The sequence below is a fragment of the Sinomonas flava genome, from assembly GCF_039531875.1.
Lineage (GTDB): Bacteria > Actinomycetota > Actinomycetes > Actinomycetales > Micrococcaceae > Sinomonas > Sinomonas flava.
This window is the reverse complement of the sequence record NZ_BAAAQW010000007.1, coordinates 56,404-76,806: the sequence shown is the minus strand read 5'-3', so window position 1 is coordinate 76,806 and position 20,403 is coordinate 56,404. Positions and strand designations below refer to the sequence as shown.

General features: G+C 71.1%; 21 protein-coding genes, 1 tRNA gene, 1 other RNA gene and 1 riboswitch. Of the genes, 11 read left to right on the top strand and 12 right to left on the bottom strand.

Features of this window, described 5'->3' with window-relative positions; all coding sequences use genetic code 11:
- Nucleotides 1-7 precede the first annotated feature (7 nt).
- Nucleotides 8-1,270, bottom strand: a complete 1,263-nt coding sequence (locus ABD298_RS13665; protein ID WP_344300316.1) for a glycosyltransferase family 87 protein — start codon at nt 1,268-1,270, stop codon at nt 8-10.
- Nucleotides 1,271-1,533: 263 nt separating this feature from the next.
- On the opposite strand from ABD298_RS13665, the gene ABD298_RS13660 reads away from it, so the two are divergent.
- Nucleotides 1,534-3,180 carry an alkaline phosphatase D family protein gene (locus ABD298_RS13660; RefSeq protein WP_344300294.1) on the top strand — a complete coding sequence of 549 codons (1,647 nt, stop codon included), beginning with the start codon at nt 1,534-1,536 and terminating at the stop codon, nt 3,178-3,180.
- Between the two features lie 91 nt (nt 3,181-3,271).
- Here the strand turns inward: ABD298_RS13660 and ABD298_RS13655 are convergent, their stop codons facing one another.
- Nucleotides 3,272-3,766: a subtilase-type protease inhibitor gene (locus ABD298_RS13655; protein WP_344300293.1), complete on the bottom strand. Its 495-nt coding sequence runs from the start codon at nt 3,764-3,766 to the stop codon at nt 3,272-3,274.
- A gap of 15 nt (nt 3,767-3,781) precedes the next feature.
- Entirely contained in the window at nt 3,782-4,261 is a 480-nt protein-coding gene (locus ABD298_RS13650; RefSeq protein WP_344300292.1) for a MarR family winged helix-turn-helix transcriptional regulator, read from the bottom strand.
- Nucleotides 4,262-4,352: 91 nt separating this feature from the next.
- Between ABD298_RS13650 and ABD298_RS13645 the strand changes: the two genes are divergently transcribed.
- Nucleotides 4,353-4,577: a hypothetical protein gene (locus ABD298_RS13645; protein ID WP_208711471.1), complete on the top strand. Its 225-nt coding sequence runs from the start codon at nt 4,353-4,355 to the stop codon at nt 4,575-4,577.
- A 97-nt stretch (nt 4,578-4,674) separates the two neighbouring features.
- Nucleotides 4,675-4,905 carry a hypothetical protein gene (locus ABD298_RS13640; RefSeq protein WP_425564419.1) on the top strand — a complete coding sequence of 77 codons (231 nt, stop codon included), beginning with the start codon at nt 4,675-4,677 and terminating at the stop codon, nt 4,903-4,905.
- 122 nt (nt 4,906-5,027) lie between these two features.
- On the opposite strand, the gene ABD298_RS13635 is transcribed toward ABD298_RS13640, so the two are convergent.
- From ABD298_RS13635 to ABD298_RS13610, 6 genes are all read right to left on the bottom strand, one after another.
- On the bottom strand, nt 5,028-6,341 hold the full coding sequence (locus ABD298_RS13635; protein ID WP_344300291.1) for an aspartate kinase: 1,314 nt from the start codon (nt 6,339-6,341) through the stop codon (nt 5,028-5,030).
- Nucleotides 6,342-6,511: 170 nt separating this feature from the next.
- Entirely contained in the window at nt 6,512-7,537 is a 1,026-nt protein-coding gene (locus ABD298_RS13630; protein WP_344300290.1) for an isopenicillin N synthase family dioxygenase, read from the bottom strand.
- A 98-nt stretch (nt 7,538-7,635) separates the two neighbouring features.
- Nucleotides 7,636-8,235: a recombination mediator RecR gene (gene recR, locus ABD298_RS13625; protein WP_344300289.1), complete on the bottom strand. Its 600-nt coding sequence runs from the start codon at nt 8,233-8,235 to the stop codon at nt 7,636-7,638.
- A gap of 9 nt (nt 8,236-8,244) precedes the next feature.
- On the bottom strand, nt 8,245-11,148 hold the full coding sequence (locus tag ABD298_RS13620) for a DNA polymerase III subunit gamma and tau (protein WP_344300288.1): 2,904 nt from the start codon (nt 11,146-11,148) through the stop codon (nt 8,245-8,247).
- Nucleotides 11,149-11,201: 53 nt separating this feature from the next.
- Nucleotides 11,202-11,298, bottom strand: an RNA gene (gene ffs / locus ABD298_RS13615) — signal recognition particle sRNA small type.
- Between the two features lie 42 nt (nt 11,299-11,340).
- Nucleotides 11,341-11,901 (bottom strand): hypothetical protein, encoded by a 561-nt coding sequence (locus ABD298_RS13610; RefSeq protein WP_344300287.1) that lies wholly within the window; start codon nt 11,899-11,901, stop codon nt 11,341-11,343.
- A 167-nt stretch (nt 11,902-12,068) separates the two neighbouring features.
- On the opposite strand from ABD298_RS13610, the gene ABD298_RS13605 reads away from it, so the two are divergent.
- From ABD298_RS13605 to ABD298_RS13585, 5 genes are all read left to right on the top strand, one after another.
- Entirely contained in the window at nt 12,069-12,785 is a 717-nt protein-coding gene (locus tag ABD298_RS13605) for a response regulator transcription factor (protein ID WP_344300286.1), read from the top strand.
- Nucleotides 12,782-14,125, top strand: a complete 1,344-nt coding sequence (locus ABD298_RS13600) for a sensor histidine kinase (protein ID WP_344300285.1) — start codon at nt 12,782-12,784, stop codon at nt 14,123-14,125. The genes ABD298_RS13605 and ABD298_RS13600 overlap by 4 nt, the downstream gene beginning before the upstream one ends.
- Nucleotides 14,126-14,195: 70 nt before the next feature.
- Nucleotides 14,196-14,281 (top strand) — tRNA-Ser (locus ABD298_RS13595).
- Nucleotides 14,282-14,501: 220 nt separating this feature from the next.
- Nucleotides 14,502-15,656 (top strand): M23 family metallopeptidase, encoded by a 1,155-nt coding sequence (locus ABD298_RS13590; RefSeq protein WP_344300284.1) that lies wholly within the window; start codon nt 14,502-14,504, stop codon nt 15,654-15,656.
- Between the two features lie 47 nt (nt 15,657-15,703).
- The gene (locus ABD298_RS13585) at nt 15,704-16,207 is read left to right on the top strand and encodes a glutathione peroxidase (protein WP_344300283.1); all 504 of its coding nucleotides are present in this window, start codon (nt 15,704-15,706) and stop codon (nt 16,205-16,207) included.
- Between the two features lie 58 nt (nt 16,208-16,265).
- Here the strand turns inward: ABD298_RS13585 and ABD298_RS13580 are convergent, their stop codons facing one another.
- Nucleotides 16,266-16,841: a TetR-like C-terminal domain-containing protein gene (locus tag ABD298_RS13580; RefSeq protein ID WP_344300281.1), complete on the bottom strand. Its 576-nt coding sequence runs from the start codon at nt 16,839-16,841 to the stop codon at nt 16,266-16,268.
- A 74-nt stretch (nt 16,842-16,915) separates the two neighbouring features.
- Here ABD298_RS13580 and ABD298_RS13575 point away from each other — a divergent pair, with 74 nt between their 5' ends.
- On the top strand, nt 16,916-17,401 hold the full coding sequence (locus ABD298_RS13575) for a DUF4188 domain-containing protein (protein ID WP_344300280.1): 486 nt from the start codon (nt 16,916-16,918) through the stop codon (nt 17,399-17,401).
- Nucleotides 17,402-17,492: 91 nt separating this feature from the next.
- Here the strand turns inward: ABD298_RS13575 and ABD298_RS13570 are convergent, their stop codons facing one another.
- Complete coding sequence (locus ABD298_RS13570; RefSeq protein WP_344300279.1) at nt 17,493-18,383, bottom strand: Cof-type HAD-IIB family hydrolase; 891 nt, start codon at nt 18,381-18,383, stop codon at nt 17,493-17,495.
- 158 nt (nt 18,384-18,541) lie between these two features.
- Between ABD298_RS13570 and ABD298_RS13565 the strand changes: the two genes are divergently transcribed.
- Both ABD298_RS13565 and ABD298_RS13560 read left to right on the top strand, forming a co-directional pair.
- Nucleotides 18,542-18,841 (top strand): type II toxin-antitoxin system VapB family antitoxin, encoded by a 300-nt coding sequence (locus ABD298_RS13565; protein WP_208711482.1) that lies wholly within the window; start codon nt 18,542-18,544, stop codon nt 18,839-18,841.
- A gap of 7 nt (nt 18,842-18,848) precedes the next feature.
- Nucleotides 18,849-19,487: a LytR C-terminal domain-containing protein gene (locus tag ABD298_RS13560; RefSeq protein WP_344300278.1), complete on the top strand. Its 639-nt coding sequence runs from the start codon at nt 18,849-18,851 to the stop codon at nt 19,485-19,487.
- On the opposite strand, the gene ABD298_RS13555 is transcribed toward ABD298_RS13560, so the two are convergent.
- Nucleotides 19,441-20,127, bottom strand: coding sequence for a TetR/AcrR family transcriptional regulator (locus ABD298_RS13555; RefSeq protein ID WP_344300277.1), 687 nt, complete (start codon nt 20,125-20,127; stop codon nt 19,441-19,443). The two genes, ABD298_RS13560 and ABD298_RS13555, sit on opposite strands and share 47 nt — an antisense overlap.
- A gap of 152 nt (nt 20,128-20,279) precedes the next feature.
- Nucleotides 20,280-20,377: riboswitch (glycine riboswitch) on the top strand.
- Nucleotides 20,378-20,403 lie beyond the last annotated feature (26 nt).

The following is a 20,403-nucleotide window of genomic DNA, read 5'->3' as shown; positions in this document are numbered from 1 at the left end:
GGAAATCTCAGGACTCCTCGGTCTCGGGCTTCGCCGTGGGCGGCTTCCGGCCCAGCGTCCGCAGTCGGCGTACTGACCAGAAGAACAGGATGACGAGCAGGATGTTGCGGATAGACAGGACGAGCGCCATCGCCGGGTCGTTGTGGCTCAGGGCATCGTAGAACAGCGGATAGATGAGGAATGTGGCGGCCGCAATTGCTATCAGCATTGCCGCCGGCACGCGCCATTCCTTCCAGTTGTGGGTCAGCCCCACCGCGACGGCGGGGGCGAGCCACACCATGAACTGCGGCGAGCCCACTTTGTTGAAGACCACGAAGGCGGTCGTCAGGGCGAGGGCTCCTGAAAGGAGCAGCTCCGTACGGTCCATGCCGCCGTTGGCCTTGCCCTGATGAAGGGCCCAGAACGTCATACCGGTCACGGCGGCCGCCGCCAGCAGGAGCAGAGGCTGCATCAGCACCGACAGCACCGCCGTTCCGGGACCGTCCACCTGCATCGAATTGATGGCGGTGTTCATGTACATGTGGGAGTCGCCGATTCCCAGCACGGACAGCCACAGCCAGGGGGTCGTGAACGTGGCCTCAAGCTGCATGCCGCGGCCCCCTTGCTGGGTCAGGAAGTTCAGCAGTCTTGGAAGGGCTCCGGCCGCCGCAGCGAGGGCCACCACGGCGGCCGATGTCAGGACTGCTGCGGCGGCCACGCGCGCACGCTCCTTCACGACGGCGAAGAAGGCCAGCATGACGGCGGCGGGCCACACTTTCACCCACGCGGCGAGTCCGAGCAGGACCGACGCTGCAAAGGGCTGACGCACTCCATAGACAAGCGCAACGAGGACGACGGGGGCGGTCAGGCCGTCGACACGGGCGAAGCCGAGCCATCCCATGAGCACCGTGAACCCGAGCCACCACCATCCGGCCGGGATGGCGTCACGCCGCTGGCCCCACATGGTCAGCGAGCCCATGGCCCAACCGTTCAGCACACTGGTCAGCAGGACCCAGAGGAACAGGAAGGGGCCGGGACCGGCCACCGCGGCGAAGGCCATTGGGACGAGCGCCAGAATCGGGTAGCCCCAGGGGCTGGGACCCCGCGCCAGCGTCTCGTCGTCGAAACCTGCCATGGCCCAGTCCCGGTAGATGAAGGTGTCGCTGAAGGCTTCTCCCCGCAGCGAGAGCAGGGCTGCGAACACAAGGAACATCACATGGGCCACCAGGAATCCCCAGAGGAGGCCGCGCGGGGAACGCAGACCCTCCTGCCACCGCTTGCGCATGACCATGGCGTCCGGAGGCACCCCGAGGAATCTGTCCATGGAGAATGAACTCTCTTGCTCTGTGAGTCACTGCCTCAGCAGGTCCTCAGACGCTACGAACCGGAGAAGGCGGTTCAGGGTATTCTCGCATCGGACAAGAGCTCAGCCGCACCGCCACTGGGCGATTCCGGCCGAAATCCGCCCAAGACCCGCCCAGAGCCAGCGCTGCGTGGCCTGGAAGTTCACCCAGTGGTCACAGCGACGTCAGATCGACCCGTGACAATGGCGCCATGACTGATCTGTCACGCCGCACACTCGTCCTCAGCTCCCTTGCCGCCGGTGCCCTCACCGCGGTCTCCGCGGCGGGGGCCGCGGGTCCCGCCCAGGCGGCGGGCGCGCCGTCGGCCGTCCCGCTGGTCCGCAGTCGCCTCACCCTCCCCTCCGGCATCCAGACCGGTGACGCCACCACCGATTCGGCGGTCCTCTGGTCCCGGTCCTCCGGGCCCGGCCGCCTCGTCGCGACGCTGCGGGCCGTGGACGCCGACGGCGCGGTGATCAGCGGCAAGGGCGCCTTCGAGCGCACCCTCCGCGGCTCCTGGGCCAGCGCCGACACCGACTTCACGGCGAAGATCTCCGCCACCCAGCTCCCCTCGGGCAGCCGCTTCGCCCTCACCCTGCAGTTCGAGGACGAGGACGGGAACCTCGGCGAGTCCGTTCAGGGCTCCTTCTCGACGGCGGCCGGCCCCAACGCCGCCGGCCGCACCGCCGCGCGGGGCAACGACGTTCCCCGAGGGCAGAGCTTCGTGTGGACCGGGGACACCGCGGGCCAGGGCTGGGGCATCAACGAGGAGATCGGCGGCATGCGGGCGTACGCCGCGATGCACGCCACGAAGCCGGACTTCTTCATCCACTCGGGGGACACCGTCTACGCCGACGGGCCGATCCAGGCGACCGTGACCGAGCCCGACGGGCAGGTGTGGAAGAACCTCGTGACCGAGGAGGTCTCCAAGGTCGCCGAGACGCTCAACGAGTTCCGCGGGCGCCACCGGTACAACCTCATGGACCGCAACGTCCGCGCCTTCTACGCCGACGTCCCGGTGATCGCGCAGTGGGACGACCACGAGACGCACAACAACTGGTGGCCGGGCCAGACGATCGACGACTCCCGCTACACCATCCGCGACGTCAACACCCTCGCCGCGCGCGGCCGCCAGGCGTGGCAGGAGTACCAGCCCATCGCGGACCGGCGCGCCCTCTCGCCCGCCACCACCGGCTTCGAGCCTGCGCGCATCTACCGTAAGATCCCGCGGGGTGCCCAGCTGGACCTCTTCGCGCTCGACATGCGCTCCTTCAAGGGCGAGAACACGCCGGGGCTCGAGGCCACCGAGACGCACATCCTCGGCGAGGAGCAGGTCCAGTGGCTCATCCGCGAGGTCAGCGCGTCCAAGGCCACGTGGAAGGTCATCCTCAACGACCTCCCGCTGGGCATTGTCGTGCCGGACGCGAAGGGTCAGGAGAGCATCTCCAACCGGAACGACGGCGCGCCGCTGGGACGCGAGCTCGAGCTCGCCCGCGTGCTCAAGGCGTTCAAGGACGCCGGCGTGAAGAACATCGTGTGGCTCACCGCGGACGTGCACTACTGCGCCGCGCACCACTACTCGCCCGAGCGTGCGGCCTTCCACGACTTCGACCCGTTCTGGGAGTTCGTCGCCGGGCCGGTCAACGCCGGCTCCTTCGGCCCCAACGCCATGGACCTGACGTTCGGACCCACGGTCGAGTTCGCGAAGGCGGGCATCCGCGTGAACCAGTCCCCGCGGGACGGCAAGAGCCAGTTCTTCGGCCATGTCGAGATCGACGGCGGCGACGCCTTCACCGTCTCGCTGCGCAACGCCCTCGGGGAGACGGTCTACTCGAAGACCCTGACCCCCGTGAGCTGACTCCCAGACGGCAGGGACGGGACCCCACAACGTCGGGGCGTCGGTTGAGGCGCGGTGAGGAGCCGCAGTGTGGGCGTTGAGGGGTCATTCCCTAGATCGCACCGCCGGTCGGCCCGAGCAGCGCCTCCGCGGCCTTCCAGGCGGCGATGCCGCAGCCGTCGGTCCTGTCGAAGTGCCGTTCCACGCGCGCACCGCCCGCCGTGCCCGTGACTGTCGCGACTTCGGGGCCACCGTACTGCTGCGTGCAGAGCTGGTTGCCCGGAGGCGGGGCGAGGAGCTCGGGCCGTGCGGCGACGAGCCGGCATGCCTCAGCGGCCCACGGGTGCGTGCTGCCGGGGAGCGGGGCGGGGCCGGCGCAGCGCAGCGTCCACCGCTGCTCCGGCTCACCCGTCCCGCGCACGACGACGACCTCCAGCTCCGCCGTCGGCCCGCCGGGGGTGCCGCTCGAGGTGGGCGGCGCCGTCGTGCGCGACTCTGAGGATCCCGGGCCTGCCGGTCCGGGCTGGGCAGCGCAGGCGGCGAGCGCCACGGCGCATGACGCGAGGCCCAGCAGTACCGGGATCCAGACGCGGCGGACGGGGCGCACGGGTTCTCCGCTCCGTCAGGCCTGGGCGACCAGGGCTTCGGCGCCGTCCAGGTCCCGGCTGGCCTGTGCGGCGGCGATGAGCTTCATCATCGAGGCGTGGAGCTCGCCGGCTTCCTCGCGCGTGATCTGCAGTCGGGCCATCATGGTCGGCGGCACCGCGAGAGCCTTCTCGCGGAGCGCGGCGCCCTCCGGGGTGAGCGCGACGTCGAGCGCACGCTCGTTGCCGGCCTGACGCGTGCGGGTGAGCAGGCCCGCATCCTCGAGGCGCCGCAGCAGCGGGGTGACGGTCGCCGGCTCGAGCAGGAGCGACTCGCTGATGTCCTTCACGGTGCGCGGGCTGCGCTCCCAGAGCGCCAGCATGACGAGGTACTGCGGGTGGGTGAGGCCGAGCTTCTCGAGTACGGGCCGGTAGGACGCGATCACGCTGCGGCTCGCAACGCTGAGCGCGAAGCAGAGCTGCCTCTCGAGCTTGAGGTCGTCGTACGAGGCGTCCATGGCGAATCCTTCCGCATTGGTTAGTGCACTAACCATGAGTGTACTATTCATAGAGGAGCCGGAGGTCCGGCGGTCGAAGGGAGAGCCAGAAATGTCCGGTGAGAGTGCCGCCCGGAGGTTCATGCACGCCACGGGGAAGCTGCGCGCCATCTTCGGGCCGGCGCATGTGAGCTCCATGACGCACGAGATGACCGAGGAGAACAAGCAGCTCCTGGTCCAGCGCGAGGCGGAGGCCCAGCAGTGGGAGACCGTGACCCGCCCCGACGGCAGCACCTACGTGGTCCCCAAGGACCCCACCGACCGCTCGCTGCGCTGATCCCCGCGCGGCGGCGGTACATCCTTCCCCGTGCCCAAGCCTGAGATCCACGGCACAGTCGGGCGTAGAATGGCCCGTACTGGAAGGGGGTGATGAGATGCCCCGCACACGCAAGGCCATGGACAGGTTCCTCCAGGCGGCGGACCGCGCCGCTGCGATCTGGGGACCAGCCGCCCACGGTGACCCGAACACGCCGGTGGTTCACAAGCACGATGCCTACGAGCAGGCGTCGGACCAAGAACTGCTGACGTTCGCGGTCGAAACCGACTCAGAAGGACACCACTACGCCGTCCGCAAGGACGAGAAGCCCCCCACGACGCACCTCTAGCCCTCCACCCATCAGGCCGGACAGCACGGACGTGGACACCAGCTGGGCCAGCACAGTGAAGCGGAGCCGAAACCTAGGGTTTCGGCTCCGCTTCCTCCGTTCCGCGCCGTTCTCCGGCAGGGTCAGCGGCCGGTGCCGCCGTACACGGTGGCCTGCGTCTCGGCGTCGAGGTTGAATGCCGTGTGGATGGCGCGGACCGCGTCGTCGAGCAGGTCGGCGCGCGTGACGACCGAGATGCGGATCTCCGAGGTGGAGATCATGTTGATGTTGATGCCGGCGTCGGACAGCGCCTGGAAGAACGTCGCGGACACGCCGGGGTGCGAGCGCATGCCCGCCCCGATGAGGGAGAGCTTGCCGATCTCGGCGTTGTACTCGATGTCCTCGAAGCCGATCTCATCCTGGGCCTCCTTGAGCGCCGTGAGGGCCTCGGCGCCCTCGACGATCGGGAGGGTGAAGGAGATGTCCGTCTTGCCGCGGCCGAGCGTCGAGACGTTTTGGACGATCATGTCGATGTTCGAGTGGGCCTTGGCGATGACCTGGAAGATCGCCGCGGCCTTGCCGGGGATGTCCGGGACGCCGACGACGGTGACCTTGGCCTCGGAGCGGTCGTGCGCGACGCCGGAGATGATGGGCTGTTCCAAAGCGACTCCCTCGCTGACGGTGATCTTGTCCTCGGGGCTGGGCAGCACCCACGTCCCCTGGTTGTGGCTGAACGAGGACCGCACGTGCAGCGGGACCCCGAAGCGGCGCGCGTACTCGACGCAGCGAAGATGGAGGATCTTGGCGCCGGAAGCGGCGAGCTCGAGCATCTCCTCGCTCGAGATCCGCTCGATCTTCTTGGCCGCGGGTACGACGCGCGGATCGGCCGTGAAGACTCCGTCCACGTCGGTGTAGATCTCGCACACGTCCGCGTTGAGCGCGGCGGCCAGGGCGACGGCGGTCGTGTCGGAGCCGCCGCGGCCGAGCGTGGTGATGTCGTGGCTCTCGCGGCTCATGCCCTGGAAGCCGGCGACGATCGCCACGTTCCCCTTGTCGAGGGCTGTGCGGACCCGGTGGGGGTCGACGTCGATGATGCGGGCCTTGCCATGGATGCCGTCGGTGATCATGCCGGCCTGGGAGCCGGTGAACGACTGGGCCTTGGCGCCGAGCTGGTTGATCGCCATCGCGAGCAGGGCCATCGAGATGCGCTCGCCGGCGGACAGGAGCATGTCCATCTCGCGCGCGGGCGCGCTGTCCGTGAGCTCGCCCGCGAGGTCGAGCAGCTCGTCCGTGGTGTCGCCCATGGCGGAGACAACGACGACGACCTCGTGCCCGGCGCGCTGCGTCTCGACGACGCGCTCGGCCACCCGCTTGATGCCCGCCGCGTCCGCGACGGACGAGCCGCCGAACTTCTGGACGATCAGCTGCCGGGCAGGCAATTCGAGGGGCAACGACATGCGGGCACACTCACAGGGGGCTAGAGGCTACAGGGATGGTCCCTGACAGTTTACGCCCCGGCCGTTGGCGTCCATGAATTGTGACCGGTCCGTGGACGCCGGGGGAACCGCGCACGACGGCGCGCGGCCCGCCTGGGTGCGGGGCGCCGTCGTGCGCTGTGGCCGCGAGCTCAGCCGGCCAGGTCGGGGTAGTGGATCCGCGCCGTCTCGGGGTGCGCGCGGAGCCAGCCCTTGAGCACGTTCTGCCCGTACGAGGCGAGCATGGGGTTGTCCGGGTCGTCGGAGACGCCGCGGGCCGCGGCGGCGAGCTCGGCCGGCAGCTCGACCTTGTCGATGACCGCGTCGAGGCGCGGGGACCAGAAGAACGGCACCGAGTAGCGGTCCACGCCCGCCGGCGGGGCGATGACGCGGTGGATGGTGGCCATGAGGTAGCCGTCGGTCGCGACCTCCAGCATCTCGCCGAGGTTAACAACCAGCGCACCGGGGGTGGGGGGAACATCGATCCACTCGTCCTGCCCGTACGGCTTGACCTCGAGCCCGCCGACCTGGTCCTGCAGCAGGAGCGTCACGAAGCCGTAGTCCGCGTGGAGGCCCACGCCCTGATCCCCTGCCCCGGGCACAACGCCCGTTCCGACGTAGTGCACGAGCTTGCCCATCCAGGCAGGCGTTCCGGCGAAGGGCTCGTCGAAGTGGTCCTCGGGCAGGCCGATTGCCACGGAGATGCCGCGCAGGAGCTCGGCCCCGACTGTGCTCATGAGCTCGGCCCATTCCATGGCGGCCTTCTCGAGGTCGGGGAAGGCGGCGGGCCACTGGTTGGGGCCCTGCAGGCGCAGGTACGGCTTGTCCGCGGGGATGTCCTCGAGCGGCGCGCGCTCGGGGCCGTAGTCGATCTGCTCGCGGGCGTCGGCGCGTCCCCGGGTGACCTCGGTGCCCAGCCGGGTGTAGCCGCGGAACTGGGCCGAGGAGCGGTTGTCGAGCGCGAGGCGGTCCTCGAGCGGGAGGCGGAAGAACTCGGCGACCGTGTCCAGGAGCTCCTGGTCCTGTCCCGGGCGGGCGCCGTAGCCGGTGATCTGGAAGAAGCCGACGTTGTGCGCGGCGTCGCGCAGTGCCTCGAGGAAGTCGGGGGTGAAGGAGCCGTCGGCGCCCCTCGCGGTCGAGAGGTCGAGGACCGGGATGGAGGTTCGTGCAGTGCTCATGGATCCAGCATGCGCCCGCCCGAGAGGGGCGCGTAACAATCTGTCACGAAGAGGGGGCGGGGTATCATCCCGCCGCCGTTGCCTCAGGTGATCGCGCCTCAGGTGATCGCGTTCCGGCGGCCCTCGAAGGCGCGGCCGAGTGTGATCTCGTCCGCGTACTCGAGGTCTCCGCCCACCGGCAGGCCCGAGGCCAGCCGCGTGACGGTCACCCCGATGGTCTTGAGCATGCGCGCGAGGTAGGTGCTCGTGGCTTCGCCCTCGAGGTTGGGGTTGGTCGCGAGGATGATCTCGGTGACCTGGTCGTCGTTGAGGCGCGTGAGCAGCTCCCGGATGCGCAGCTGGTCCGGGCCGATTCCCGCGATGGGGTTGATGGCGCCGCCGAGCACGTGGTACCGGCCGCGGTACGCGCGCGTCCGTTCGATCGCGAGCACGTCCTTGGACTCCTCGACCACGCAGATCACGCTCGGGTCGCGGCGGGTGTCGCGGCAGATCGCGCACGTGTCCTGCTCGGAGACGTTGCCGCAGATCTGGCAGAACTTGACCCGCTCCTTGACGCCGACGATCGCGGCGGCCAGCCGCTTCATGTCATCGGAGTCGGCCTCGAGAATGTGGAAGGCGAGCCGCTGCGCGGACTTCGGGCCGATGCCCGGGAGCCGGCCGAGCTCATCGATCAGATCTTGGACTGCGCCTTCATACACCCCACTACGCTACCGCGGTGGAAGGGGCGCACCGTCGAGCGAGCGTTCCTCGATGAGCTTTCCGCCCAGGATCCGCTCGACGGCGGCCCGGCCGAACAGCGACGAGCCCTCGATCGTCTCGTCGTCCGCGCTGGGAATCTCCTCGACATACTGAGGCGCCTGCTGGGCCGGCGGCTGCTGGGCGGACTGCTGCTGCACCGACTGCTGCGCGGCCGCGCTGCGGCTCAGCCGCTCGTACATGCTCAGCTTCCGGCCGCCGTCGCCCCGCCCGGACGCGGCGGAGGGGGCCGGTGCGGGGGAGGACTGGGGCGGCTGGGCTGCGGCAGGGGCGTACGACGGCGCCGGGTCAGGCTCCGCGGTCGGCCTCGCCTCGGCCAGGGCCTGGGCGCCGCCGGCCCGGAGGTTGGGCTCCGTGCCCACGGTCCACACGCCCGGCGATGTCTCCTTGGCGTATGACCACGGATCGCCGGCCGAGGTCTGTATGGTTCCGGGCGTTGCAGTGCCTGTGGCGCCGGGGGCGTTCGGGGCGGTGCCTGTGGCGCCGGGGGCGTTCGGGGCGGTGCTGCGCGGGCGGCTCGGGGCGTAGCCCTCGTCGTCCGGGTACGGGGCGTCCCAGTCGCTCGGAGGCTCCTCGTCGGAGTACGGGATGTCATCGTAGGGCGCCGGCTCGGCGGGGCGGCGGGTGGGCGCTGCTGCTGGCGCCGGCGATCCCGACGATGCCGGGCTGGGGGCGGCAGCCCGCGAGGGCTCTGGTGCCGACAGCACGGGCGGTGCCGACCGTGTGGAGGGCTGGGAGGCCCCTTGGGAGGATTGGACGGCCGGTGCCGAGGGCCGGGACGGCTCCGTGGCCCGGGCGGCTCCTGCCGATTCGGCCGTCGGGGCTGGAGAGGGAGCGGGCGCCAGACCCCAGGCGATGTCCGCGGCTGAGGGAGCCGCCGCCGGTGCAGGAGCCTCGGGCTTTGACGGCTGGGGCTGTGTTGCCTGAGGCTGTGCTGCAGCCTGAGCCCGCGGTGCCTGGGCGGAGGGCCCCTGAGCCGGCGTGGGTCTGCCGTGCCCGGGCACACTCGTGCCCGGGGGCGGGTCAGCCGGCGCTTTTGGGCGCTGGTCGCCCCCCGCCGTCGGCGCGGTTCCCGGCCCGTTGCCACCCGTCACGGCGTCGATCTGGCAGTCGACCCCGATCACGTCCTGGATGGCCTTGCGCAGGTTCTCGGAGTGGTCGCCGCGCGTGAACGCCGAGGCCAGGCCCGAGGTCCCGAAGGCCAGGGCGAGTGTTCGGCCGTCGTACCCCGCGACGGATGCGTTCGGGCCGACGAGGGCCCACGTGCTGCGCTTGACCTTTGCGAGCGCGTCGAGGATCTCGGGCCAGGCGCGGCGCACCATCTCGACGCTTCCCGCGCCTCCACCCTGCGCCGAGGTCGCCCCGTGTGGTGCCGAGGTCACCTCCTGTGGTGCCGAGGTCACCTCCTGTGGTGCCGAGGTCGCCCCGTGTGGTGCCGAGGTCACCTCCCGTGGTGCCGAGGAGGACGGCGTCGGCTCGGATTCACGCGGGTCGGCGGCAACGGGTGTCGGTCGTTCGACCACCGGCGCTGTCGCGCGCGGCTCCGGTTGCCTTCCGTTCCGCTCGGGTACGGCCGGCGCGCCCTGCCCAGCGGCACCGCGGGCGGCCGGGGCGGCAGGCGCCGCAGCAGCCGGAGCTGGGGCGGCAGGCGCCGGGGCAGCGTGAGCCGGCTCCGCGCCGTCGTGCGCGAAGGAGAGGCGACGCTCGAGGCGATCGACGCGCGCGGCCCAGCCCCGCTCGTTCGCATCGGCGGCCGGGAGCATGAGGCGGGCACAGAGGAGCTCGAGGTGGAGGCGGGGCGAGGTGGCCCCGGTCATCTCGTTGAACGCCTCGTTCGTGACGTCCGCGGCACGCGACAGCTCTGCCGCGCCGAGGTTCTGCCCCTGGACGCGCATCCTCGCGAGCTGGTCGGCGGGGACGCCGCGGAGGATGGACTCGGCGGCGTCGGGCAGCGCCTGGACGATGATGAGGTCGCGGAACCGCTCGAGCAGGTCCTCGACGAAGCGGCGCGGGTCGTGGCCCGTCTGGATCACACGGTCGACGGCGCGGAACACGGTGCCGGAATCGCCCGCAGCCATGGCATCCACGACGTCGTCGAGCAGCGCCGCGTGCGTGTAGCCCAGGAGAGCGACGGCGAGCTCGTAGTCGATCCCGTCGGTCCCGGCGCCGGCCATGAGCTGGTCGAGCACCGACAGGGAGTCGCGCACCGATCCGCCCCCGGCTCGGATCACGAGGGACAGCACGCCGGGGGCCACCGTGACGTTCTCGGCGGCGCACAGCTGCTCGAGGTACGCCAAGAGCGGCTCCGGCGGCACGAGGCGGAAGGGATAGTGGTGCGTCCGGGACCGGATGGTGCCGATGACCTTGTCCGGCTCCGTGGTCGCGAAGATGAACTTGATGTGCTCCGGCGGCTCCTCGACGATCTTCAGGAGCGCGTTGAATCCCGCCGAGGTCACCATGTGGGCCTCGTCGATGATGAAGATCTTGTAGCGGTCCCGGACCGGGGCGAACGTGGCGCGCTCGCGGAGGTCGCGCGCGTCGTCGACGCCGCCGTGGCTCGCCGCGTCGATCTCGATCACATCCAGGGAGCCCGCCCCGCCGCGCGCGAGTTCGACGCAGCTCGGGCAGACGCCGCACGGGTCCGGCGTCGGGCCCTTCTCGCAGTTGAGGCAGCGCGCCAGAATGCGCGCCGAGGTGGTCTTGCCGCAGCCGCGCGGGCCGGAGAAGAGGTAGGCGTGGCTGATGCGGTCCTTGCGCAGCGCCGTCATGAGCGGCTCGGTGACGTGCTCCTGCCCGATCACGTCCTTGAACGTGTCCGGCCGATACCGGCGGTACAGGGCAGCTGGAGCAGTCACAGAGAGAACCCTACCAATCAGGACCGACGCCCGGCCCGGGTTATCCACAGGTACGAAAAGGCCCCTCATGCACCCGCCAGAGCCCACCTACCCTTGCTACCTTCCGGTCCTGGGGGAGTTCAGCAGGATGACGCCACATGAGGGGCTGCAGACCATCTTAGCGGAGTCGGGCCGATGCCTCGAATCGGCCGCTCAGCTGCTCGCGCTCGGGCTCGGCGACGGCGTGGCAGACGGCGACGGCGAGCCCTTCTGCTGGGCCTTCGCGGGCGCCTTCTGGATGGCCTCGGCCGCCTTCTTCACGGCGTCGCCGTAGGTCCCGTCGAGCGCGCGGTCCTTGACGGTCTGGGCGTCCTTCACGGTGTCTCCCGCGGGCGCGTCGGAGAGCGTCTTGAGGTCCTGCTGCAGCTTCTCGGGCACATGCTTGAACACCGCCGGATGCCGGGTGAGCACGCGGGCCGCGCGCTGGGCGTGCTGCCCGTACTGGTCGGTCCCGTCCTGCCGGATCACGACGGCGAGCACGCGCCTGAGCGCGATCCGCGCCAGGCGCTGGGCCCCTGAGCCCGCGTGCCCGGAGGCCGATGGCGACGGTGACGGGGTGGACGCCGCAGCGGCGGGAGCCACCGACTGGGGCGCCGTACTCGCGAAGGCCGCAGCCGTCCCGCCGCCGGCGAGCAGGGCGGCCGTGAGCGCAGCCGCGGCCCCTGCCTTCCAGTGTCGGCGGGAGCGTGCGGGGTGGTCTGTCGTCGGGAGCATAGTGGTGCCTTCCGTTCTGGGGGAGTTGGCTGATTCGCGCCTCATGCAGCCCATGGTTCCCCGCGCCAGCAAGCGCCGTGTTCGGTCCATGTTCGGGGACTGTAAAGTCTCGCAGCAGCCGGGGAAGGCAGGGGCGAGCGGGCGCCGTCGTGCGCTTGAATGAGTCTGTGGAGGAGCGCAGGCAGAGCGCGGGCGGTGAACGCGGGCTCGTGCTCGTGGTCGAGGACGAGGCCGCCATCGCCGACCTCGAGCGCCTGTACCTCGCGCGGGCCGGGTATGGCGTGCACGTGGAGCGGGACGGTGCCGCGGCGCTCGCCCGCGTCCGGCAGCTGCGGCCCGTGGCCATCGTGCTCGACGTCGGGCTGCCCGGCCTGGACGGGGTTGAGGTCTGCCGCCGGCTGCGCGAGGAAGGCGACTGGACACCCATCATCTTCGTCACCGCCCGCGACGACGAAGTGGACCGCGTGCTCGGCCTGGAGCTCGGCGCCGACGACTACCTGACCAAGCCGTTCTCGCCGCGCGAGCTCGTGGCCCGGGTCAGGGGCATCCTGCGCCGAGCAGCCGGCCCGCAGGCGCCGCCCGTCCTGGCGGTCGGCCGCGTCCGGCTGGACCTCGGACGCCGCACCGCCGAGGCCGACGGGCGGCCCGTGGCGCTCACGGCGATGGAGTTCGACCTCCTCGCGTACCTCATGTCCCAGCCCGGGCGGGTGTTCAGCCGTGAGCAGCTCATCGCCGCCGTCTGGGGGCAGGCGGACTACGGCGGGGGGCGCACCGTGGATGTCCATGTGGCGCAGCTGCGGGCCAAGCTCGGCGAGGCCAGTCCCCTCCGCACATCGAGGGGAGTCGGCTACAGCGCGGCGGACGAACGGCCCCGGGTGCCATGAGGCGCTGGCTGCGCTCGCTGCACGCACGCGTCACCCTCGTCATGGCGGTGGTGGCAGCGATCGCCACCGTCGTGGCAGGCCTTGTCGGCGCCCAGCTCATCCGCTCGGCAGCCGTGGACCAGGCCCGCACCGACCTTGCCCGGGCGGCGACAGCGCTGAGCGCCTCGGGAAACGTGACGGACCTCGCCTCCCTGAGGGAGCAGGCGTTCGGGGAGGCCGGGCGGATCGCACTCGTCCAGCCGGACGGGGCCGTCTCCGGTGCGGGGCGCCGGCTCGTGAGCCCGGAGGTTGTGAAGAAGGTCCTCGCCGGCCAGTCGGTGTCCCAGACGGAAACCGTGCTCGGCGTGCCCGTGGTGGTCGAGGCGCGGCCGATTGCCGCCGGAGGCGGGCTCGTGCTCGCCGAGCCCGTCTCGGCCGTCACGCAGGCTGCCGGGCCGCTCGTGGCGCGGCTCCTCTGGGCGCTGCTGATCGGGCTCGCCGCGGCGGTCCTGGGCGGGGCGCTCGTGGCACGATGGGTCGCCAGGCCGCTCGTGCGGGTGGCGGGGGCGGCGCGGCGGCTCGCGGGCGGCGAGCGGGGAGTGGCGGTCGACGGCGGCGGCCCGGCGGAGATTGCCGAGGTCTCCCGGGCGCTCGCAGGCCTCGACGCCTCGCTCGCCGCCAGCGAAGCCCGCCAGCGGGAGTTTCTCCTGTCCATCTCCCACGAGTTGCGCACCCCGCTCACGGCGCTGCAGGGCTACGCGGAGGCGCTCGCGGACGGCATCATCCCGCCCGCCGAGGTGCCCGGCGTCGGACGGACCCTCGCGGCCGAGACCGAGCGCCTGGACCACTTCGTCCGCGACCTCCTCGAGCTCGCCCGGCTTGAGGCCGACGACTTCCGCATCGACGCCGCGGAGGTCGACGCCGCCGAGCTCCTGCCCGCCGTCGTGGAGGCGTGGCGCGGCGTGTGGGAGCCGACGGGAGTCGCGGTGCGGGCGGAGGTGTCCGGACCGCTGATCGTGTCCACCGACCCCCGGCGGCTGCGCCAGCTGCTCGACGGGCTCGTCGAGAACGCCCTCCGGGCCGCCCACCGGGGCGCGCCCGTGGTGCTCGCCGGGCGGGAGGAGGACGGCGCCGTCGTGCTCGAGGTGCGCGACGGCGGCCCAGGGCTCAGCGACGAGGACCTTGCCCGCGCGTTCGACCGCGGCGTCCTCCGCGACCGGTACGAGGGGGAGCGGAAGGTTGGTACCGGTCTCGGGCTCTCGATCGCCTCCCGGCTCGCGGCCCGGCTCGGCGGGCGGCTCAGCGCCGGGAAGGCGCCAGAGGGCGGGGCTGCGTTCTCGCTGAGGCTTCCGAGCGCGTGATGCCTCGGGCCCGATTCGGCACACAGCGCACAGTCGGGTATTCTGGAGCCTGCTCTTGATGAGCAAGCCTGGAGGATTCGCCTAGCGGCCTATGGCGCACGCCTGGAACGCGTGTTGGGTTAACAGCCCTCGGGGGTTCAAATCCCCCATCCTCCGCGCATGTGGAAGCCCTCGGTCCTCGGACCGGGGGCTTCCTCTGTCCCTCCCACTCGCACGGTGCGAAATTCACAGGTTTGGCCGGGCGGCCATGGTCCTTCGGCCCCTGTTCAAGAGGCCCTCGGGTCACGCACAATGAATCGTGCGTCAGCCGGGGGCGCTTGTATAACCGGTAGCGCCGTCGGGGCGGCGCGGAGACTGATTGGGGAGTCCGAACACCATGCTCCGAGCCTCTGCTCACCGTGCCACACGCCTCCGCGCCCGCTCCGCCGCCGTGCTCCTCGCGGCCCTCAGTTCGATAGCGCTCGCTGCGACTCCCGCACTGGCATCCGACGTCCTCCCCATCATGGCCGATCCCAACGCTTCGGTCAGCTTCTACCGCACCGACGTGCTCACGGTCGGCGCTGGCCACAGCGCCGGCACCAGCCCCAGCGGCCCTGTCAACGTCGCCTCCGTGGATCTCCATCGTCCCGAGGCGGGCAAGCTCTACGCGCCGCTCGAGACCCTCATCCCGACCTCCGGGTTCGGGTACCGCACCAGTCCGCTCACGGGCACGGCCGGCGAGTTCCACTGGGGGCAGGACTTCGCGGCCGCCTGCGGCACGCGCGTGTACGCGGCCGACGCCGGCGTGGTGCGGGCCGCTGGCTGGCACCCCTGGGGCGGTGGGAACCGGGTCGAGATCGACCACGGCAACGGGATCATCACGACCTACAACCACATGCTCGGTGCAGCAGTGAAGACGGGTGAGACGGTGCAGGTCGGCCAGGTGATAGGCCTCGTCGGCTCGACGGGCTCGTCGACGGGCTGCCACCTGCACTTCGAGACGATTCGCGACGGGCAGCACGTGGACCCGATGACGTTCACGTTCATCCCGATCGCGCAGAAGGCCGCGCTCGGCTCCGTCGTCATCACGGACTACACCCCCAAGGACGGCCAGTCCACGAACGAGCGCCAGAACTGGGCGATCCCCGCGCAGGCCGCCGAGCCGACCCCCGGCGAAGTGGTGGTCCCGGCCCCGACCGCCCCGGCTCCGCCGCCGCTCGTCGACCCGACCCCGACCGGCTCGCCTGCCGCGCCGCCGTCGTCCACCACCACCCCGGCGGCGCCTGCACCGGCGCCCGCGCCGACCGAAACCGCGGCTCCGGCGCCGGCGCCTGCACCCGCGCCTGCGCCGGCTCCGACCGGGACCGCGGCGCCGACGCCGACACCCACGCCGACTCCGACGCCCACACCGACTCCGACTGCGGTGGCGCCGAGTCCGACTCCCACGGCTACCGTCGCCCCGAGCACCACGACTACCACGACGACGACCACGACGGCCCCGCAGCCGACCGCCACGGCGACGCCCACGCCAACGCCCACGGCGACCAAGTAGCCCACCGCAGCGAAGGCCCACCCGACCCCGCACCCTAGACTGGTCGGGTGAGCCTTACTGACATTGCCCTGACCCTCAACGACGGAACCGAGACGACGTTCGGCCGCTTCGCCGGACGGGCCGTGCTCGTGGTGAACGTCGCTTCCAAGTGCGGCTTCACCAGGCAGTACGACGGTCTCGAGGCGCTCTACCGCCGGTACCGAGACCGCGGGCTCGTGGTGCTCGGGGTGCCGTGCAACCAGTTTGCAGGGCAGGAACCGGGCAGCGACGCCGAGATCGAGGAGTTCTGCCGCGTGAACTTCGGCGTGACCTTCCCGCTCACGGTCAAGGCGGATGTCCTCGGCAAGCGCCAGCATCCCCTCTACGCCGCCCTCACCGGCTTCCCGGCAGGGGATGATCTCGGCGAGAAGGTCAAGTGGAACTTCGAGAAGTTCCTCGTCGACCCCGAGGGCGAGGTCGTCGGCCGCTTCCGCTCCGCGGTCGAGCCGGACGCTCCCGAGCTCGTCGCTGCGATCGAGGATGCCCTCCCCGCGACGGTCCCGGCCGCCTGACAACGGGGCTTCACGCGGCGCCGCCCCTGCCCGGCAGCCGCAGCAGGGCTTTGCGGCCTCACGGCGCCCAGGCGCGGGAGACCGCGTCGAGCCCGGCGTTGTAGGCGGCGTCCCAGTCGGCCTCGGGCGGCGCGATGCCGGCGAGTTCGAGGCTCACGAGGCCATGGACCTGAGCCCAGATCACGGCCGCCACGTCCTCGAGGGGCGCCTGCTTCATGCTCCCGTCCGCCTGTCCTTCCGCGATCGACCTGCGAAGCGGCTCAATGGAACGGTCCGCGGTCTCCGGATCCGCCGCGCACTCCGCGTAGGAGGCCAGCGCTCCTCCGAACATGAGCCGGTAGAGCGCGGGATGCGCGAGCGCCCACTCGCGGTACGCGATCCCGAGAGCCCGGAGGCCGCCGTCGGCCGCCGCCCGCTGAGCGTCGCCGAACGAGGCGAACCCGCCGTCGATGACAGCGGAGAGCAGCTCCGACTTGCCCCCGAAGAGCGAGTACACCGCCGTGGTCGAGGTTCCCGCGGCGGCCGCGATCTGCCTCAGCGCCACCCGCGCGGGGCCCTCGCGGTCCACGAGCTCGGCGGTGACGTCGAGGAGGCGGGAACGGAGCGCGCTGTCGTGCAGGACGGGTCTTGCCATGCCCTCAGTGTAGTCATAACGTTGTTATGTAACGCAGTTACAAAACAATCGGATACGACAGCGAGGGCAGGGCGATGGCACAGGAGATCTTCCCCGGGCGGTACACGGCCGCGACGGACGAGGACATCACGGTCTTCCTCATCGGGATGCGGGCCAACCGCTGGTGGAAGCTCGGGCCGGTGCTCCGCGTCGCGTCCGCAATGCCGCGGATGCTCGAGCATCTCGAGCGGGACCCGGACGCCGGGATGCTCGCGTGGCACCAGTGGCTCGGCCGCACCACCCTGCTCGTGAGCTACTGGAAGAGCCCGGAGCACCTCCAGCGCTTCGCCGCCGACCGCGACGCCCCGCACCTCGAGCCCTGGCGCGACTTCATGCGCACGGTGGCCGGGACGGGCGACATCGGCGTCTGGCACGAGACCTATCAGGTCCCTGCGTCCGGAATCGAGGTCGTGTACAACGGCATGCCGGCCTTCGGCCTTGCCCGGGCCACACGGCACGTGCCCGTCACCGCCGGTCTCAACACCGCGCGGCAGCGGCTGCGTGCGCAGGGGGCAGGCTGACGCACGACGGCGGGTGGTCGCCGTCGTGCCTCAGGGGTGACCTCGCGCTCACACGGGGTGACCTCGCGCTCACACGGGGTGACCTCGGCGGTCAGTCGGCGAGGGCCAGCGAGTCCCGCCACCGGGCGAGGAAGGCGAGGCCCGCGTCGTCGTGGATGACGTCGTCGTCGAGGCCCAGGTATGCCGCGGTGAGGACCTCGTAGGGCTTGGCGGGGACGCCGTCGGCGGGGCGGACGTCCACGTGCGAGACGACGTGGTCGTTGTGGTGCAGCCAGTCCGCCATCGCGTAGTCGGTGCGGGAGTCGCCCACGGTGTACCAGGCGGCGGGGACGATGCCGTCGCGGCGCAGGAGCTCGCACGCGCGGGACGCCCCGAGGTCCTTGCCCAGGCGCACGGACTCGATGTCGGTGGAGATGATCGTGGGGTCCACGCGGTAGTCCACCGTGTCGTCGCTGCCGGGCACGTGGTGGTCCAGACGCACGACCCCGAGGTCGTGCCTGCCCATCGCAGCCATCGCGTCGGCGTCGAACAGCTCCTGCTCGGCGCGGTAGTCGGCGTTGGAGACCTGCACGTGCTGCTCGACGGAGACCATCGCCCGCTTCGTCTCGTCAAAGAACATGTGGCCGGAGTACTTCTCGGCGACGAGCCTCCGGATGTCGTCCGCGTAGGCCTCAGGCACCGCGAGGCTGTGGTCCACATGCACGACCCCCGCCCCCTCGGCCGTGAACGAGAACCACGTGGCGCCCTTCTCGCAGATTGCGTGCACGGTGAAGCCCTCGGGCATCCCGGCCGCGAGCATGGGCTCCATGACCTGTTCCCGGATGAACGCGTCGGAGCGGCCGGTGTTGAAGATGATCGGGATGCCCGCCGTGCCGAGCTCGCCGAGGAGCCCGATGATCTCCGGCTTCACGTCCCGTGTCACGGGGCTCGCGATGGGGCCGTCGACGTCGAGCAGGAGGGCGAAGGCGGGCGTGGTCTCCATGCCGCCATTCTTCCACCGGGGCCCGCGGCGCAAGAATCCGCCGGCCGAGATGACGGGCGCGTGCGAGGCCCGCAGGACGGGTAACCGTTTGGCCACAATGCCCCGGCCGCTCCCGGCCCGGCTCCCGCCCGGAGCCGGTGCGAGCCTAGTCTTGAGGCGTGATTTTCAAAGCGGTGGGCGAAGGACGTCCGTACCCCGACCATGGCTACACGTCGCCCAAGGACTGGGCCGCGCTGCCCCCGCGACCAGTGCGTCTCGACGAGCTCGTGACGACGAAGAGGACCCTCGACCTCGAGGCACTCCTGGCCGAGGACTCCACCTTCTTCGGCGACCTGTTCCCGCACGTGGTGCAGTACAAGGGCGTCCTCTACCTCGAGGACGGCCTCCACCGCGCGGTCCGCACCGCACTGCACCAGCGCACCGCGATCCACGCCCGCGTCCTCGACCTGGATTCGTGAGCAGACCATGGCACGCAAGCCGAAGGACCCGACCGTCTACCACGGACACCACGTGGTCAACGGCCGCCAGCTGCGCGAGCAGTTCCGCGAAGACCCCGAGGCGCTCGAGGACCCGTCCCGCATGTGGCGGCGAGTCCGGCATGGGGTGGCCGTCGCCCTCCTCGCGCTGATCGTGGTCTTCGGCGCAGGGACCGCCTGGGCCATCCTTTCCGGCTACCTCACCATTCCCCAGCCGAACGCCCAGCCGGCCCTGCCAGCCTGCCCCACCGGGACCTACGACTACGTCCCCGCGGACCAGATCAGCGTGAACGTGCTCAACGCGGCATCCCGCGAGGGTCTCGCGCGCCAGGTCGCCGACCAGCTCGCGGCGCGCAAGTTCGTGATCAAGGACGTGGGGAACGAGACCTATCCGACCGAGGCGGCCGCCGTGATCCGCGGCGGCATCGCGGGGGAGGCCGCGGCGTTCACGCTCCAGCGCAACGTCCCCGGGAGCATCTACGTGCGCGACGGCCGCAGCGACGCGAGCCTGGACCTCATCCTCGCCCCCGGCTACAAGGCCCTGACCGACCCCGCGCTCATCGACCAGACGCCGGGCACCATCACCTGCGACCTGCCGACGTCGACGGCGACGCCGCCGGTCCGCTAGCACCCCGCACCGGCCTGCCCTCCGCGTCAAACCGCGCGCCAACCCCCAGCTGGATGAAGCGCACGGTGGCGGCCGTGCGGCGCTCCGCTTCGTCGTCGTGCGCCGCACCCTCCTCCTCGCGGCCCCGGTCCGCGCTCGCGGTGAGGGAGCCGTGCACGAGGCCCACCAGCTCGTCGACGTCGGCCGCGGGCAGGTAGCCCTCCGCCATCGCGTCCTGGAGGATCCGGGTCAGGAGCGTGTTCAGCTCGCCCACGTGGTCGGCGAGCTTGGCGAAGGACGACGGCGACAGCACCGCCCGCATGGCCGGCCCCGGGGGAAGGTGACGGCGGGAGAGGTCCTCGACCTGGGCGCGGATGTACACGGCCAGACGGTCGATCGGGTTCTCGAGCCCGGCCAGCTGGGCCTTGAGCTCGGCGAGGAAGCGGCCCGTCTCGTCGAGCGCATACCCGATGAGGAGTTCCTCCATGTCCGCGTAATAGTTGTACACAGCCGTGCGACCCACGCCGGCCTGCCGCGCGACATCCGTCATGGTGAGTCCCGGGAGGCCCCGCGTGAAGAGCAGCTCGCCGAAGGCGTCGAGGATCCTGCGCTGCGTCAGGGCTCGCTGGGCTGCATTCGACTCGGCCTGGATGCGGGGCATACCCACATTTTACGTCGGTGTGTCACCAAAAGTGCGGCTCAAGGGGTCATGTGGCGCGCCGCCGGGCCTCCGGACGCGATTGACACGACGGGTGAGGTCCGACACACTGATCCGGTGCCGCCCCCGGGCTGCGCTACAAGTCAATAGGCCGATGATCTGCGGCGGGAGAGTCCTGCCGGTGCAGCCAGCGGGTGCCGTAGGAGCAAATCCTCCCCAGGAATCTCTCAGGCCCACGTACCGCCGCGGTGAGGCAACTCTGGAAAGCAGCCCGTGCAG

What these genes read in the sequence shown, in the direction of transcription:
- ABD298_RS13665 (WP_344300316.1), bottom strand. Translation starts at nt 1,270, where the DNA reads ATGGTCATGCGCAAGCGGTGGCAGGAGGGTCTGCGTTCCCCGCGCGGC.
- ABD298_RS13660 (WP_344300294.1), top strand. Translation starts at nt 1,534, where the DNA reads ATGACTGATCTGTCACGCCGCACACTCGTCCTCAGCTCCCTTGCCGCC.
- ABD298_RS13650 (WP_344300292.1), bottom strand. Translation starts at nt 4,261, where the DNA reads ATGGACGCCTCGTACGACGACCTCAAGCTCGAGAGGCAGCTCTGCTTC.
- ABD298_RS13645 (WP_208711471.1), top strand. Translation starts at nt 4,353, where the DNA reads ATGTCCGGTGAGAGTGCCGCCCGGAGGTTCATGCACGCCACGGGGAAG.
- ABD298_RS13640 (WP_425564419.1), top strand. Translation starts at nt 4,675, where the DNA reads ATGCCCCGCACACGCAAGGCCATGGACAGGTTCCTCCAGGCGGCGGAC.
- ABD298_RS13635 (WP_344300291.1), bottom strand. Translation starts at nt 6,341, where the DNA reads ATGTCGTTGCCCCTCGAATTGCCTGCCCGGCAGCTGATCGTCCAGAAG.
- ABD298_RS13630 (WP_344300290.1), bottom strand. Translation starts at nt 7,537, where the DNA reads ATGAGCACTGCACGAACCTCCATCCCGGTCCTCGACCTCTCGACCGCG.
- ABD298_RS13610 (WP_344300287.1), bottom strand. Translation starts at nt 11,901, where the DNA reads ATGCTCCCGACGACAGACCACCCCGCACGCTCCCGCCGACACTGGAAG.
- ABD298_RS13600 (WP_344300285.1), top strand. Translation starts at nt 12,782, where the DNA reads ATGAGGCGCTGGCTGCGCTCGCTGCACGCACGCGTCACCCTCGTCATG.
- ABD298_RS13590 (WP_344300284.1), top strand. Translation starts at nt 14,502, where the DNA reads ATGCTCCGAGCCTCTGCTCACCGTGCCACACGCCTCCGCGCCCGCTCC.
- ABD298_RS13580 (WP_344300281.1), bottom strand. Translation starts at nt 16,841, where the DNA reads ATGGCAAGACCCGTCCTGCACGACAGCGCGCTCCGTTCCCGCCTCCTC.
- ABD298_RS13575 (WP_344300280.1), top strand. Translation starts at nt 16,916, where the DNA reads ATGGCACAGGAGATCTTCCCCGGGCGGTACACGGCCGCGACGGACGAG.
- ABD298_RS13570 (WP_344300279.1), bottom strand. Translation starts at nt 18,383, where the DNA reads ATGGAGACCACGCCCGCCTTCGCCCTCCTGCTCGACGTCGACGGCCCC.
- ABD298_RS13560 (WP_344300278.1), top strand. Translation starts at nt 18,849, where the DNA reads ATGGCACGCAAGCCGAAGGACCCGACCGTCTACCACGGACACCACGTG.
- ABD298_RS13555 (WP_344300277.1), bottom strand. Translation starts at nt 20,127, where the DNA reads ATGCCCCGCATCCAGGCCGAGTCGAATGCAGCCCAGCGAGCCCTGACG.